The sequence below is a fragment of the Paraburkholderia kururiensis JCM 10599 = LMG 19447 genome, from assembly GCF_003986935.1.
GTDB classification, from domain to species: domain Bacteria; phylum Pseudomonadota; class Gammaproteobacteria; order Burkholderiales; family Burkholderiaceae; genus Paraburkholderia; species Paraburkholderia kururiensis.
Map to the genome: position 1 here is coordinate 1 of NZ_RJZE01000052.1, position 13,705 is coordinate 13,705.

General features: G+C 62.0%; 10 protein-coding genes and 2 pseudogenes. 2 read left to right on the forward strand and 10 right to left on the reverse strand.

Annotated elements, in window-relative coordinates; translation table 11 throughout:
* Positions 1–377 precede the first annotated feature (377 nt).
* The 6 genes and pseudogenes from PKKP23_RS35115 to PKKP23_RS32460 all read right to left on the reverse strand — a co-directional run.
* A pseudogene (locus PKKP23_RS35115) lies at positions 378–962 on the reverse strand (Tle-like phospholipase domain-containing protein); the annotation flags it as partial.
* 36 nt (positions 963–998) lie between these two features.
* Positions 999–1,580 carry an SEL1-like repeat protein gene (locus tag PKKP23_RS32440; RefSeq protein ID WP_126879945.1) on the reverse strand — a complete coding sequence of 194 codons (582 nt, stop codon included), beginning with the start codon at positions 1,578–1,580 and terminating at the stop codon, positions 999–1,001.
* A gap of 641 nt (positions 1,581–2,221) precedes the next feature.
* Positions 2,222–2,887 carry a hypothetical protein gene (locus PKKP23_RS32445; protein WP_176049204.1) on the reverse strand — a complete coding sequence of 222 codons (666 nt, stop codon included), beginning with the start codon at positions 2,885–2,887 and terminating at the stop codon, positions 2,222–2,224.
* Positions 2,853–3,833 (reverse strand): AAA family ATPase, encoded by a 981-nt coding sequence (locus tag PKKP23_RS32450; RefSeq protein ID WP_126879946.1) that lies wholly within the window; start codon positions 3,831–3,833, stop codon positions 2,853–2,855. The genes PKKP23_RS32445 and PKKP23_RS32450 overlap by 35 nt, the downstream gene beginning before the upstream one ends.
* A 25-nt stretch (positions 3,834–3,858) precedes the next feature.
* Positions 3,859–5,844, reverse strand: coding sequence for an integrase (locus PKKP23_RS32455; protein WP_126879947.1), 1,986 nt, complete (start codon positions 5,842–5,844; stop codon positions 3,859–3,861).
* On the reverse strand, positions 5,841–6,476 hold the full coding sequence (locus PKKP23_RS32460; RefSeq protein ID WP_126879948.1) for a hypothetical protein: 636 nt from the start codon (positions 6,474–6,476) through the stop codon (positions 5,841–5,843). The genes PKKP23_RS32455 and PKKP23_RS32460 overlap by 4 nt, the downstream gene beginning before the upstream one ends.
* Positions 6,477–6,650: 174 nt before the next feature.
* On the opposite strand from PKKP23_RS32460, the pseudogene PKKP23_RS32465 reads away from it, so the two are divergent.
* Positions 6,651–7,308, forward strand: a pseudogene (locus tag PKKP23_RS32465) (IS6 family transposase); the annotation flags it as partial.
* 68 nt (positions 7,309–7,376) lie between these two features.
* On the opposite strand, the gene PKKP23_RS32470 reads toward PKKP23_RS32465, so the two are convergent.
* The 4 genes from PKKP23_RS32470 to PKKP23_RS32485 all read right to left on the reverse strand — a co-directional run bounded on the left by PKKP23_RS32470 (position 7,377) and on the right by PKKP23_RS32485 (position 11,797).
* Complete coding sequence (locus PKKP23_RS32470; protein WP_126879949.1) at positions 7,377–8,423, reverse strand: PDDEXK nuclease domain-containing protein; 1,047 nt, start codon at positions 8,421–8,423, stop codon at positions 7,377–7,379.
* Between the two features lie 590 nt (positions 8,424–9,013).
* Positions 9,014–10,303, reverse strand: a complete 1,290-nt coding sequence (locus tag PKKP23_RS32475; RefSeq protein WP_126879950.1) for a hypothetical protein — start codon at positions 10,301–10,303, stop codon at positions 9,014–9,016.
* A gap of 33 nt (positions 10,304–10,336) precedes the next feature.
* A complete protein-coding gene (locus PKKP23_RS32480; RefSeq protein WP_126879951.1) occupies positions 10,337–10,690 on the reverse strand; it encodes a hypothetical protein in 354 nt (117 codons plus the stop codon).
* A gap of 36 nt (positions 10,691–10,726) precedes the next feature.
* Complete coding sequence (locus tag PKKP23_RS32485; RefSeq protein WP_126879952.1) at positions 10,727–11,797, reverse strand: DNA-binding protein; 1,071 nt, start codon at positions 11,795–11,797, stop codon at positions 10,727–10,729.
* Positions 11,798–12,123: 326 nt separating this feature from the next.
* On the opposite strand from PKKP23_RS32485, the gene PKKP23_RS32490 reads away from it, so the two are divergent.
* Positions 12,124–13,482, forward strand: coding sequence for a tyrosine-type recombinase/integrase (locus tag PKKP23_RS32490; protein WP_161978200.1), 1,359 nt, complete (start codon positions 12,124–12,126; stop codon positions 13,480–13,482).
* Positions 13,483–13,705 lie beyond the last annotated feature (223 nt).

Below are 13,705 nucleotides of genomic sequence, written 5' to 3' on the forward strand. Positions count from 1 at the left end.
CGAGCCGCTCCTGAAGGGCATTCCCTTCAAGGACGGCACTCCGGTGATTGAAAGCACACCGGCTCCTCAAGCGCTGGCCGCCTGATCATGCCGCCTGACCCGCGTACACCACTCTTGACGATTGCTCCCTGACCAGCGGGGATAATGAATTTTCCCGTGGACTTATCGATACTCAGTCCGACCGAGGCCCCGAAGAGCGAGCCCATGGTGTGGTCCAGACCGAACGCGGGCAAAGACAATGGCAACAGGCCGGTAAGGGCGACCGTTTTAAGCGCGTCGGGAAGGTGTGCGCCCGGCAGGTATGTAATGGCCTGCCCCGTCGTCTGCGAGAGGTATGGCCCCCACCCTGGCGCCTGATAGAAGAACGTTGCAATGTCGTTTGCCGTGCGGACATCTGATACGACGTGACCATTGGCTTGCCAGGCAGCGATAACCGAACCGATGTCCGTGCTACCAAAGTAGCCGCTTGCAACAATTGCAGATGCAATGGGCAGGCTATTGTAGACCTGTGTATCAAGATTGTTCTTAAGCGCAAACATTTGCGCCATTGCACCACCAAGACTATGACCGGCCGTGCTAAATGTGTAACCCGACAGAGTAGGATCGCTCGTCAGTTGGTCATAAACAGCCTGCGCCTGACCGGCGATCTTGAGATATTCGCTGGCGCCGGCATTCGCAAGGTCAGACGTCCAGTTTGACAGTGCATCAGAACCTTTGAATGAAATGACAACCTGTTTTGTATCTGTGTTGACCGCGACAACAAAACGGTTCTCCAAAGTTCCCGACGAATTTCGCTGATCACCATAACCGTTCGACAAACCGCTTACCACAGCTGTGACATCCTGCCAGCCCGATGACACTTGCTCGTTGACAGGAAGTGGTTGCACAGGGTTGGGATATGCCGCCATCGCAAGGCGCATCCCAGTCGCCTGATCAGGAAGTGCACTTGTAGTTATTGCCATTTACTTTGTCCTTTTTTGTGGCTTCACTTTGGAACGCTATTCAGTTGTCGCACCAGAGATATGACACTTCGTGTCAAGGTCGTGCCACTCTTTTTCTAAGCGGCGATCTTTTTCAAGTATCGTTACGTAGCTTCCACTTGCATTTCGGCGATATTGACCGTCTCTATAGTTCGGCCAAATCCTTGACGCAGCAGAGACGTAACGCAGATAAGCACGATTGGCATATGCAGAGACTACCGGCTCTGCATATGTACAGCGAACTCGCATGCCTTCACGTATAAGCTGAAGGCCACGCTGATGATCGACGAGGTTGTCCGGAAGCCGGATCGAGTTCACTCCAACAAATGAACTTGGAACTACACCGTTAAAGTAGAAAATTCCCAAGACAATCTTGGCATCGTTAGATCCTTCATCGGCAGCCTTCTCAAACAGGCTACGTATCTGGAGAGGGTCGCTCGTGTCACCAATCCACCCCTGGGCATTACCAAGCGCATAGAGATAGTCGCCCATAGGATCCCCGTGAGCCCGGAGCTGGCGAACATATTCGCGTTGCTGGTCCCAAAGTATCCTGGCTCCATTACCTGCGGTGTGTTCATCTGCAACGTTCGCCAAGTTCATCGCTGTCGCCACGGGTATGGCCGCAACCTGACACCCCGAGATCGATACAAATAGAAGCAACGACATTGCGGCACAGAGCGGATTCGAAAATCGTCTCATTTCCAACTAAATTTCCCCATATATCAGGTAGCGGCCTGCTTGTTCGTATAAGAGCAGCATGAGGCGACTACCGCAGGTCTGACAAGGCATCGCACTTGCACGCCCTGGCCAGCGTCCCCGCCGGCAGCATTTCGGTGGAGGCCCCGATGACTTCACAATGAGGCGCGTGTAACCGACCGGAATCAACTCCACTGGGTCACCACGCTGCGAGCTGCTTGGTGCAATGTCTTTCCCCGTGGCTCGTATCGTTCGCTGAGTGTTTGCGGTTCAACCTGACATTTTTCTTCCAGATCCTTACCATTTGCCACGCTAACATGACGAGGGGCAGAACAGTGTCAAAGATTGTCAGGAACAGCGCTTTCCAACGGCACACGAGCCTGGCGGCGCATTTAAGAGGCGACTCAGGATAGACACGCATTTGGCATCGCTTTCCGCACCCTATGTGCGGCGGCAATTTTTAATGCGATACCGGTGGCAGGAAATCCACCAGGCTTACGCGTGGCTCCTGCCCCGGTATCCCGCGAAGGCTCACCGATGATCTGCTAGCGCAACGTCGCCGGACCGATGCAGCGCTCGAAGTAGATGCGCGTTATCGCGCGGCGGTACGCGGCTTTCAGCGCGCGGGGGTTCGTCGGCGACCACCCGTGGCCCCCATAGCTGGCGCCGCACCGTGCGCAGCGGTAGGGCGACTCCAGAAGCCGCACGTTGGCGACATACGGCGCCTCATATCCGCAACGCCGGCACGCGGTTTCGAGTGGACGGCGATGGGCCGGACACCGGCTGAGTCCGGTCATCTGATGCAGGACGCTGTGGTAGCCCAGCGCTATACAGCTTCGGCAGTGGCGCAGAAGGTTGCTGTGGCGGGCAAGTCCGGAGGGTTCCAGCAGCGAGCCGCGCAACGTGCTCGCCGACACGGCAAGGGTTCGGCCGAGCCGCCGGACGTCCACGTTGCCGCGTTGCGGGATCACGCCTTCGTAAGGGTCAACGTCCGGGCCCAGGAAGAGCGCAACGACATGGCCCGGCACCGCATTGGCCCGCTCGAACTTCCACAGGATCGACACCAGCGACTCGCAGGGCAGCAGCCAGTTCCGTCTGAAGACATAACCCATCGACGGCGTGAGACTGCGCTCGTCCAGCGTCAGGATCGGGAACCGCGGCGGCGCCAGGGCGTCACTACGCGGCGGCAACGAGCACGCGCCCGGTTGCATGCCGTGACTGGACATAGCCGCAGTGATGCACAGCGTAGGCCCACAGGGCCTGGTCGGGCGAATAGCCCGGCGCATCCCTCAGTTCGCTTTCCTTCAGGACGATCTCGACCACCCGCGCGAACGACTCCATCGGGATTTCAAGCTGCCCCGGCAGATTCGCCTTGTGGTGTGCCGCCTCGAACGCCTGCCACAGCAGGTCCGCGTCGCTGACGAGCCGGTACCCCGCGTCAAACGCCTGCGGTACATAGAAACGGGTGAAGCTCCATGCGCTGCCTTCCGGCCACGCCGTCCGGTCGTAACCATCCAGACACGTTGCGACGTCCTCCGCATTGCGGATGCCGTAGAACGACAGTTCCTCCACCATGAGGCGCGCGACGATCTGGGTCTTTCCGGCAACCTGCAGGCCGGTCTTCTGCGACAGCAACTCCTGCTGGCCGACAAGAAACGTGAACAGCTTGATCTGCTGCCGGTCAAGCGCGTCGTGAACGTCGCGAAGCCATTCGTATTCGTTCTCGTTGTAGCGCTGGGCCTCGTCGCAGAACAGCATCACCGTGCCGCTGCCGGCGCGGGCCGCCGCTTCCCTGATCCTCAGCGCCAGCCGCATGCGCTTCGAGGGATTGGAGCCGGCGTTCGGGTCGGCGTCACCTACCGCCTCGAGCAGGTTGGCGAAGAACGGTCCTTCGGCATGCCGCGGCTTGTGTTCGCACTGCGCGTGATAGCTCGTCATCTTCGGGAAGTTGCGCGCGAGCAGGAGCCGGACGTATTCGATCGCGCGCGTCTTGCCGATGCGCGAGGGCCCGAAGATCAGTGCGCCCATGATCCGGTAGCGCAGGCATCGCACCACAAGTTCATAGAAGGCCTCGATGGCCGGTGTCGCGATACGGTAGTTGCCCGTCGCCAGCGGATGTAGCGCCGGGTCGACCGGACGGGGTATGTGGATCGACATGCTGCCTCCCATGCATGCGGCCGGCTCAGAACACCTGGCCTGTGCCGATGGATAGTTTTCTCGGTGCAACGGGCGTGCGCGGGCCGGATACGGCTTCGACAGCGACCGTGTCCGTCACGGCAGACGCCGTTGCTGGCTCGACCGCGCGCGGTGGCCCGGCTGGAGTGCGGACAGTGGGAGCAGACGCAAGCAGCCTGACGGCCTGGGCAAGCTGTGTGGCCGCCTTGCGTGTCTTCTTCGCCTGGACGAGTTTTTCCCGGACATAGGCTTCGACCGGGTTCACGGCATCGGACACGTTACCGCGGCGTTTTCCACGCTGCCTGCGGATTTCCTGGCGCAGCTTGAGATTATGTGGAACGACGCGCCATGCTCCCTGCGCCTCGAGAACGCCCAGCTCGGAACCATCCGGCAGGAAAGCGCGCACGCAGCGCAGATCGTCAGCGTTCATGTATATCAGCAGTCTGCGGCCGATCAGGTGGGTACTGGCCGCGAGCGTCGCGCTGGTGTAGCGCACGCCGTGAAGATTGACGTGCGGACGCACGCCCTGGTCGAGATAGGCACGCACCGGGCACCGCCGTGCCGACTGCATCAGGCACAGCGTGCGGCGCTGATGTTCGGCAAGCCACGTCACGACGGTTTGCCGCCCGCGCACGAAATACTCCATCGCCTCCAGCGGCGTCACGTTGTTCAGGCCGCTGTGCGGTGTGCCGTTATAACCGGCGATCGCGTATTCGACCAGTTCTTCAAGCTCGTCAAGCGAGACGAACAGGCGAAGGTCGCCCTTCGAATCGGCCAGCGCCCGCCGCAGGTCACGCGGGCTCGCCCCCGTATAGCCGGGCAGGCGTGAGGACAGGCGGCTCGCAATCGTCCCGAAAAAACGCTCGATGTACGGCCGCTCGTCCGGACTGTGGCGAGGTCCGGCGTCGACGCAGCAGCCGATGAACTCGCATAGCGCGGTCAGTGTTTCCCCCGCCAGGTTCGCCTTCGCGTTATCGAGCTTCATCCACTCCCATGTCACATAGGTGAGTTCCGGCAAATGCTGTGATGGGAACCCATCCTGCGCTCCGTAGCCCAGCCCCGGGATGGTGAACGTGACGGGCCGGTGCGGTTCAAGCGATTTTTCGATGGTCCTGATCACGTCGTAGCGGCTGTATTCGCTGTCAAGAACGATGTGAAAGCCGAGCACGCAGCGGGTGCAGACGTCGATGATCACCAGAAGCCAGACACGCTCCATCTCGAACTCATGCTCGAACCCGAGCGGATCACGGACAACGATCTTGAGGCGGATGTCGAGCCGGTGGCCGTCGAACTCGACCACCTGGTACGGGCGTGAAGCGGCAGGCGAGGCATCAGGTTCCGTACGGGGCAGGCCTTTCAGGTGCGACGCACCCGCCGCGCGCGCGGCCGTACCAAAGCTACGCAGCAGTTCTGCCTTGAGACGCCGCGATAACGACCGGATGGCATGTCCGGAGGTGTTGAAGGGATAGTCGGACGCCGCCACGCCCGAGCTGCGACATTGCCGCAGAAACTCGCCGTGTACGGCCTGCAGGCCACGCAGCCTCGTTCGCAGCGTCCCGTCCGTGTGGACCTGTTCCAGCACGATCCTGCGCTGCCTGATCTGGAGGAGCAGCCATCCGCCGAGCGCAGGGTAGCGCGCGAACAGTTGCGACAGCGCGCCCGCCGTGCCGCAGCTACCGCGCTCGCCGCGCACGCGCACCTCGCTTATCCGGTCGTATTCCGCAATCCTCGCGTATCGCAGCAGACCCCGGAACCCGAACGGTCGGCCATCCGGGTGCGGCATCGCTGCGCGTTCAAGCCAGCGATAGAGTTGACGCCGGTTAATCCCGGTCGACTGCTCGATCCGCCTGAGCGACTCGCCCTCTGCATAGCGAACGACGGCCTGCATCCGGAGCTCAAAGGCGTGACGCGTCGCTTCGTCGAAACCGGTGTACGCCACCGTTGGCCACGCAGAGATATCGAGGGTCTGCAGCTCCGGCTTCCGGCGATTCATGGCGAAGTCCCGGCGGTCACAAAGGACGTGAGCAGTGACAGGGAAGCGGTCCGCAGGTCAGGAGACACCACACGGCCCCCATACACCAGGCCATATAGCGCCGCGCGTACGAGCGTCGGGTCTCCCGCGGAGAACTCCCGTTCGACCGCGAGCAGTTTCTGCGGCTTCCGCACGAAGCGCTCGATCGCCGACAGGAGACCTGGCGACACAAGACCCCGGCTGGCCACCATGCAGGGCAGCATGCGCCGCCAGTTGTCGATCCATGCGCGCGCGGCGGCAATCTCTCCTGCCGTGACATGGCGCACAGGTACCGCGGTGAATTCAAGCGTCGCTTCCCGGTCCAGAATATGTGGTTCCTCCAGCATTTCACTCAGGATAACTAATTCTTCATGGTCAACAAATTCGATCCAGAAATCGGCGAGCCGTGCGACTCCGGCCACGTGGATATAGCCCGGGCGCTCGCAGAATCTCTTCACGCAAGGGTCCGTCTCGAGGAGGACCCACAGGTCCAGCGCGGGACGCCGGAAAAACGTGAGACGCCGGCCAAGCTTTGGGCTGAAGACCTCGAAGCGGTGTGCGTTTCGGGGACGAACAGGCGGCAGCGGCCCAGCGACACGGACGGAATTTTCCATAAGATCAACGCCTTACGGATGGAATTCGAAGTCTAGGAGGTGAAGTGGCGAATTTAATACGGACATACGCGAGTTGACACTTTTATTACGATTCGAAGGGATATAAAAGTGTCACCACGGCCGCGCTTTACCGCGCCGTTGTCACGCGCGCGTGGTGACACATTTATTGCGGTCTACGGCCTGAGCTTGCGCGACATCGAAGAATTGTTGCTCGAGCGAGGCGTCGTGGTCACGTACGAAACGATCCGTTGTTGGTGTGACAAATTCGGTGCTGGATTCGCCAGATGCGCCAAGGCGGTGCGGCGCAAGCCAGGCCACACGTGGCACATTGACGAGATGTTCGTGACGCTGCGCGGCGAGCCGTATCTGTTGTGGCGTGCCGTCGACGAGCATGGCGCAGAACTCGACGTGCTGGTACAGAAGCGGCGCGACAAGGCCGCGGCCAAGCGCTTTTTTCGACGTGTGCTGCGATCGAACCCGGTGCCGCGGAAGATCGTGACTGATCAACTGCGCAGTTATCCGGCAGCGAAGGCTGACATCCCTGAACTCGCGCAGGTCAAGCACGTTTTCGTCAAAGCAGCCGCACGAGTAAACAACCGCGCGGAGAATAGCCATCAGCCAACCCGCAGGCGCGAGCGCCAGATGTGCGGCTTTCGCGACGCGCGTCGCACGCACGCACGCGTTTCTCTCATGCTTCGGCCCGATCCGGCAGCACTTCGTGTTACCCAGACATCGGATGAACGCGGAATGTCATCGCTCCATACTGAAGGAGCGCCTCTCCACATGGTATGTCTTGACTGTCCCAGCCGCAAATGATCAAGTTATCTGGTAAGGATAACTACTCTTATGCCAGACACGTAGCCTACGCTTGCTAACTTGACAGTGCCGTTGCACATCCCATCATCCATCCCGGAGATCCATGCGAAGCTCAGTCTCGATCTGGTCGGCCGAGGGTAACCGGGCTTCCAGCGAAGCCGGCACTTCACGCATGAGCTGATACTGAGCCACGCCCATCGGGTTGGCCATCCCTCGCAGGGCATACTCGGCTACCAGCCGGTTCTTTTCGCGGCACAGCAGTAGACCGATGGTCGGCTGATCCTCCGGCGCCTTTATCTGCGCGTCGACGGCCGACAGGTAAAAATTCAGCTGGCCGGCGTACTCGGGCCTGAACGGCGTCGTCTTCAGTTCGACCACCACGTAGCAGCGCAGCTTCAGGTGGTAGAAAAGGAGGTCGATGAGGAATTCGTCGCCTGCCACTTCGAGCCGGTACTGCCGCCCGACGAAGGCGAAGCCGGCGCCCAGTTCCAGCAGAAACCGCGTAATGTGGCGTGTGAGCGCCTGCTCGATGTCGCGCTCCTGCGCGTCCTCCGTCAGGCCAAGGAAGTCAAATATGTACGGATCTTTCAGCACTTCACGTGCGAGATCCGACTGTGGCGGCGGCAGCCGCTCGCTGAAGTTCGTGATGGCGCTGCCCGCGCGCAGGTGGGCAGCCGTCTCGATCTGCATGGTCAGCACGTTGCGCGACCAGCCGTGCTCCATGGCCTTTGCAGCGTACCAGTCGCGCTCAACTGCGCCCTTTACACGGTCGAGCAGCGTGCACAGGTGAAACCACGGCAATTGTGCAGCAGGCTGCTGCACAAATCCGGGCGCGGGCCATGCCTGCGCGAGGGCGCGCATGTACTTGAGGTTGCGCGGCGAAAATCCGCGCATGTCGGGAAACGCCGCCTTGAGGTCACGCGCAAGCTGGTCGACCACCTTCGCGCCCCACCCCCGCCGCTGCTGCCGCTCAAGGATATCGCGGCCAATCTGCCAGTAGAGGGAAACCAGTTCGCGGTTGGCGCTCGCGGCCGCCCGCTGGCGCGAGCGTTCGACCCGCTGTTTCAGTTCGGCAAGCCAGTCCCGGTAGTCGTCGCCCCAGGCGCTGGCGGTCAGTGGATGATCGGTCATGAAAATGGTCGACGGCGTCGGAAGTCGGAAAGGCGGTGGCCAGTGTTGTGGCAAGCGGCGAGGCCACGTTACCGGAAAGCCGGCGCGCGCGGAAGCCTGCCCGGGTGACCGCCATGATTCTCTCCGCACCGAAGAGAATATTTCCGCGCTGGACCGGTCTGCCGCAACCGGCGCGGCCATGCCCGTCTGCGATGACCTCGCGGCCGGGTGCTGCGGCAGGCGGGGGCGCCAGAAGGCGCGAGGACACGCCGGTCTTCCGGTCGCCCTGCCCCGTTTCAAGCGTGATAATTGTTATTATCACGCTTGCGTTTGGTGGGCTAAAATCGGGGGTAGGGTACTTTATCGCCGCCCGGAGGCCCCCCTGGAACCTGAAACCCGCTGCACCGACGCCGACGAGGATGCGTTCGTCGAACGCGTGCGCCTACTGATCTTCAGCGCCGTGCGATGAAGCGAAAATAGCGGCATTGCGGAAGTAAAAATCGCAACAGGCAAGGGATACGTTTGCATTCGACGCGACGCCTACCTGGTCTGGAACGCCCCGAGCCAATCACCGGAGAACGTCCTGGACTCGCCCCTTCGTTGGCTTCCTTCTACCCGCTAACCGGTGGCAGGCGTGGATACCGATCTGCGGTGACCTGTCTCGTGTATTCGATTGGCGGCGAAGGCGGGTAAGCCATGACGAACTGCGTCGTATTGTTAAACTCCTCGATATGGTGCGTGGTGTAATCGACTACGAGTATCGCTTCTAGCGCGGGAGGGCGAATTGCCCGATCCGCAAGTAGCAGCCACGTCGTTCGTCCGCCATACAGTCGAATCGATAGGGCTACGTGAAAGCGGCCGGCTCGACCCTTTTGGAAATGCACCATTGCCACGTGTCGGTCCGCCGGCACACCGTGGAAGGGGTCCGTCGGCGTGGAATTGTCGATGAGCTGAGGAGGGCGGTCCCCTGTCAAGATCGCACGCTTTACGGCCTTAAATGCATGGTGCCGGACGTAGTCCTCGCCAAAGGAATGAGCGACGAGGTTGACGCCAATCTTCGCTAGAACTCTCGCATAATCGTTCGGGTGCAAAGACATCGAGAGAGCCACCACCGGGTTTTCGATCGGCGTCATTGTGACTGGCCGACCGCGAACTATCGGCACCGCTTTGCGAGCGCGCGTAAGCATGGCCAGTACGTCGGCATCGGCGGGCGCTCGAAGAACGAGTTGACCAGCACGCCGTCGGAAGAGCGTGGGCCGCCGATTCGGTTCGCCATTCGGCCCACGTTCGAGGAGCTCGCGCCACACGCAAAGTTTCGGGGGCTTCTCCATCACCTCCTGCGACGCGTGGACGAGCCGCTCCCCGTTCCAACGAAGCTCGCTTACGAGATACTGCTTCCGCCCCTCGCTTGTAAGCTTTTGCACGATGAGCGGACGGTCTGCGGTCAGCACCGATTCGATGTGCGCAAGAAAATCTGCAGTGTCGATGCTGGCATCCCCAGTGACTCCAACTCCTTCTGCGCCGTCAAAGACAAACTGCATGAGTATTGTGGGAGTCCCAGTAGCGGTGACCTCCGCCTCGACCGCTCCGAAGTTCTCTGTCAGGACAGTCGTTTCGCGCGTATCTATCGTGGGAATGCTAGCTTTTTTCCCGCGACCCCTTCCCGTTGGCTGAAGAAAAATCCGGCCAAGAGCGGCCGGTGACGATCGTGAAAATCGCAACTCGAGCGGTGAGAATGTCTCCGTGTTGCAGACTGCGCATACCAAGTCGCGTAGCAGAAAGCGATGGTCATCCCCCCCAAGGCCAGCCGGGAAGACATGCTCGTTCGAGAAAGTCCGGACCTTGCCGCAGTAAATACAGGGACGGCGCTCTTCATTGAGCATGCGGGTCTTGATCTTCATCTTAAAGGTGATCGTTCACTCGTTCAAAACCGGTCACACCCGATCGGGACATAGCTGGCTCAACCGCAAGTAGATCGCGTCGCCAGTTTGCTGCATCTCTTTCACTTTTTCGTGGGCCGCAACGAAGATCTTTTGCAGCTCGCTACGACGGTGAAATTCGACCGCTTCTTGAAGCAGCGCATGCAAGTGACGGATACCAACGCACGCGTCCCACGCAGTGCGCAGTCCCGCCGCATCGAGAATGACCTTGCCCACGCGGAGATCGTAGAGCTGACCGAAGCGCGCCTCTGCTTCGGTCAGCGCCTCGCGAGCAAATTCCTCGGCGACGCGCCGATCGTCGGCGGCGCTGCCGCTGATGCGCAGGATGGTATCGAGCGTGATCTTCATTCATTCTCCTTGCTTGGCTGTCATATTCGCACGGTTTCAGGGCTTCAGAGGCTTCGCACGACGCGGCGCGCCGATCGGCGCCATCAGCATCTTCAGGGCGGGACCTTTGCGCGCGCGACGCGCGCGAGCCGGTCCCGGCGTGCTTGACGCCGACACTGCGGCGAGCCGCTGACGCAAGCTGTCGATCTCGTTCGCGTCGACGGCCCGGGCTGCCTCGGCGGCATCGAGCCGTCCCTGGACGAGCCCGAACTGCTGCCGCGCGTCGACGAGTTGGGTGCGCCAGTCCTCGGCCTCGGCCCGATGCTGCGCCTCGCGCTGCTCGGCCCGGCGTGCCGCGGCGTCGAGTTCCTTTTGCATGCGCGCGGCCGCCGCACGTTCGCGCTCGATCTCCAGCAGGGCGCGCTTCTCGGCCGCCTGCAAGCGCGCCTCCGAGCGCTGCGCCGCTTCGCGAAGCTTCTCCAGTTCCTGCGCAAAAGCCGCCCGCGCTTGGACCAGGGCTGCGTCGCGCTGGCCATTTTCAGCCTGAAGACGCGCGACCTCACCCTCGAGCGCGCGCCGCGTCGCCTCGCTGCCCGCGAGCGCCTGCGCGAATTCCTGAATGCGCGCCTGCGCCGCGAGCAGGGCAGCCTCGCGCTCCGCCAGCGTGGCCTCGACCCGCGCCGTGGCCGCCCGCGCGAGCGCGATTTCCTCGCGGCCGGCTTCGCGCTCGGCCTCGAGCTCGCCCCGCAGCACCTCGAGCGCGGCCTGCGCGGCCGCGTTCGACTTGCCCCATAGGACAGCCATCAGTTCGCCGGCGGCTTCCTGAAGCTCGGGCGGCAGGTCGGGCCGGGCGATGCGGGCCCGATTCTTTTCACGCAGCTCGTCCCAAAACGCGTTCACGACTTCGGTGACCGTCGTCATGCTGCCGCGCTTCACGAGCTGGTAAGCGCCGTTCGGCGTCGGCCGGATGCCGAAGCGATCGAACATCAGCGCGCAGACCTCGCGATAGAGCTCGCGCGTCTTCGGCTGCGCCGCCTTCAGGCGCTCGACCGCGGCGGCCAGGGTGGGGTCGCGGGTCGCATCGGCGGCCGCGCTGGCCGCCGGCTCGGGCGAAGGGACGTCAGTCATGGGCGGTTTCTGAGGGATGTTCGATGTACGATATTACTACGTAATACGCCATAAATCATACTGTTCTTGCACGTTAATTCACATTATGCTTATAATGCGAAATTGCTTGGATAGCAGGGCGTTGCGCAACGCGTCTCGTCCGTTTGCATAAATTTGTTCCCGCCAGGGGCTGGAAGGCCAATGCGGTATGCGACGGCCTTGCCCCGTCACCGGGGCGGCGGTGGCAACCACAGATGTCTCCGCCGCCCGACAAACGAACAACTCGATGCAAGGCGTTGCCTGCCGGGTCGGCACCAGAATGGACGGAGAACTCATCAGGACGACCGATGACAACGGAACTCGCTTCATCGACCCGATACGCGTCGGCATTGCAGTTGCGCGCGAGCCAGACCGGCGGCTTCGGCTCCAATCTCGGCGATGCCGCTCGACGGCAGATTCGTGCCGAGACCGATCTGGACGCCATCGCGTTGTGGCTCGGAAACTATGTCGATCGCGCGACGACGCACGCGAACTACCGCAAGGAAGCCGAGCGACTGCTCCTATGGGCGCTCGCGGAGGCGCTCCAGGAGCCCGGCTCGATCACGCAGGACGATCTGCGGCTCTTCCGGGCGTTCCTGGCGAACCCCGAGCGAAGCAACCCGATCTGGGCCGTCATCGCCGAACTCAAACCTGTCTCGTCACTGACGCATGAGGACCTCACGAGGTACAGGCAGTTCCTCGCCGATCCCCAGCCGGCCTCGACGTGGATCACGGCGGTGAATGAACCCGACTCGGAGAACGACCCCAAAGAGAAAGCAAAGCGGAAAAGGAATGGAGGCGCCCGCTATTCAACGGCCGATCCGCGCTGGAGGCCGTTCGCGAGCCGCCTCGATCCGGCCAGCGTCAAGCAGGCCGTCGTGATTCTCGACAGCATGTTCGGGTGGCTCGTCGAGGCTGGTTACCTGCGTGGCAACCCGCTGGGCCTCCTGCGGCAACGGCGGCGCCGGCCGCCTCAGCATGTCACGCGTTTTCTGCCGGCGGTCATGTGGCAGCACGTCAAGGACTACGTTGCCGCCATGCCGAAGCAGGAGCCGCAACAGCGGCGCGAGAAGGCCCGCGCGCGTTGGCTCACCACCCTCTTCTATCTGTTGGGCCTGCGGATTTCTGAGGTCGCTGCTGGAACGATGGGCAACTTCGTCCGTGAGATGAGCTCGGGCGGGACCACGCGCTGGTGGCTGGAGGTCGTCGGCAAGGGCCTGAAGTACCGGCGCATCCCGGTGTCTGATGAGCTGCTGGGCGAGTTGATGCGTTACCGCGAGGCGCACGGGCTCGCGCCGCTCCCGACACGTGGCGACTTAACGCCTCTGCTCCTCCCTTATCGCCGGCGGGGGGGCAACGTTTCGGGAGACGGTGTTAACCGCAAAACCGTGCACAACGCGATCAAGGCGATCTTCGAGAATGCGGCGGACTGGGCTGGGGCGAAAGGCGGCGACTACGTCGAGCACGCAGCGCACATTCGCGGTGCCTCCGCGCACTGGCTCCGGCACACGGCTGCATCGCACATGCTGGACAGCAAGATGGATCTGCGCACGGTACGCGATAACCTCGGCCACGATTCGATCAACACGACGAGTCAGTACGCTCACGAAGAGGACGAGCGCCGCCATGACGAAACGACCCAAAGCCACCGGATGCGGTGGAACTGAGGCTCGGAGATTCCGGACCAAGGCGGGTCGGATCTCCACGGGCACAGGTGCCGCGACCGCGCGGATCGCTCAACGCGCAGGCACACTGCTCCCGCCGGCATTGTCAAGTTGCCGATGCAGGCATGTGCCAATGCGGTATGTGCAGGAGTCCTGCTGATTATTGGGCAATGCCCGTCGACCCTGTGACAGTCCACTGGAACCAGCTGGACAGACGTGCCCGCAG

What these genes read in the sequence shown, in the direction of transcription:
- PKKP23_RS32440 (WP_126879945.1), bottom strand. Translation starts at nt 1,580, where the DNA reads ATGAACTTGGCGAACGTTGCAGATGAACACACCGCAGGTAATGGAGCC.
- PKKP23_RS32445 (WP_176049204.1), bottom strand. Translation starts at nt 2,887, where the DNA reads ATGCAACCGGGCGCGTGCTCGTTGCCGCCGCGTAGTGACGCCCTGGCG.
- PKKP23_RS32450 (WP_126879946.1), bottom strand. Translation starts at nt 3,833, where the DNA reads ATGTCGATCCACATACCCCGTCCGGTCGACCCGGCGCTACATCCGCTG.
- PKKP23_RS32455 (WP_126879947.1), bottom strand. Translation starts at nt 5,844, where the DNA reads ATGAATCGCCGGAAGCCGGAGCTGCAGACCCTCGATATCTCTGCGTGG.
- PKKP23_RS32460 (WP_126879948.1), bottom strand. Translation starts at nt 6,476, where the DNA reads ATGGAAAATTCCGTCCGTGTCGCTGGGCCGCTGCCGCCTGTTCGTCCC.
- PKKP23_RS32470 (WP_126879949.1), bottom strand. Translation starts at nt 8,423, where the DNA reads ATGACCGATCATCCACTGACCGCCAGCGCCTGGGGCGACGACTACCGG.
- PKKP23_RS32475 (WP_126879950.1), bottom strand. Translation starts at nt 10,303, where the DNA reads ATGAAGATCAAGACCCGCATGCTCAATGAAGAGCGCCGTCCCTGTATT.
- PKKP23_RS32480 (WP_126879951.1), bottom strand. Translation starts at nt 10,690, where the DNA reads ATGAAGATCACGCTCGATACCATCCTGCGCATCAGCGGCAGCGCCGCC.
- PKKP23_RS32485 (WP_126879952.1), bottom strand. Translation starts at nt 11,797, where the DNA reads ATGACTGACGTCCCTTCGCCCGAGCCGGCGGCCAGCGCGGCCGCCGAT.
- PKKP23_RS32490 (WP_161978200.1), top strand. Translation starts at nt 12,124, where the DNA reads ATGACAACGGAACTCGCTTCATCGACCCGATACGCGTCGGCATTGCAG.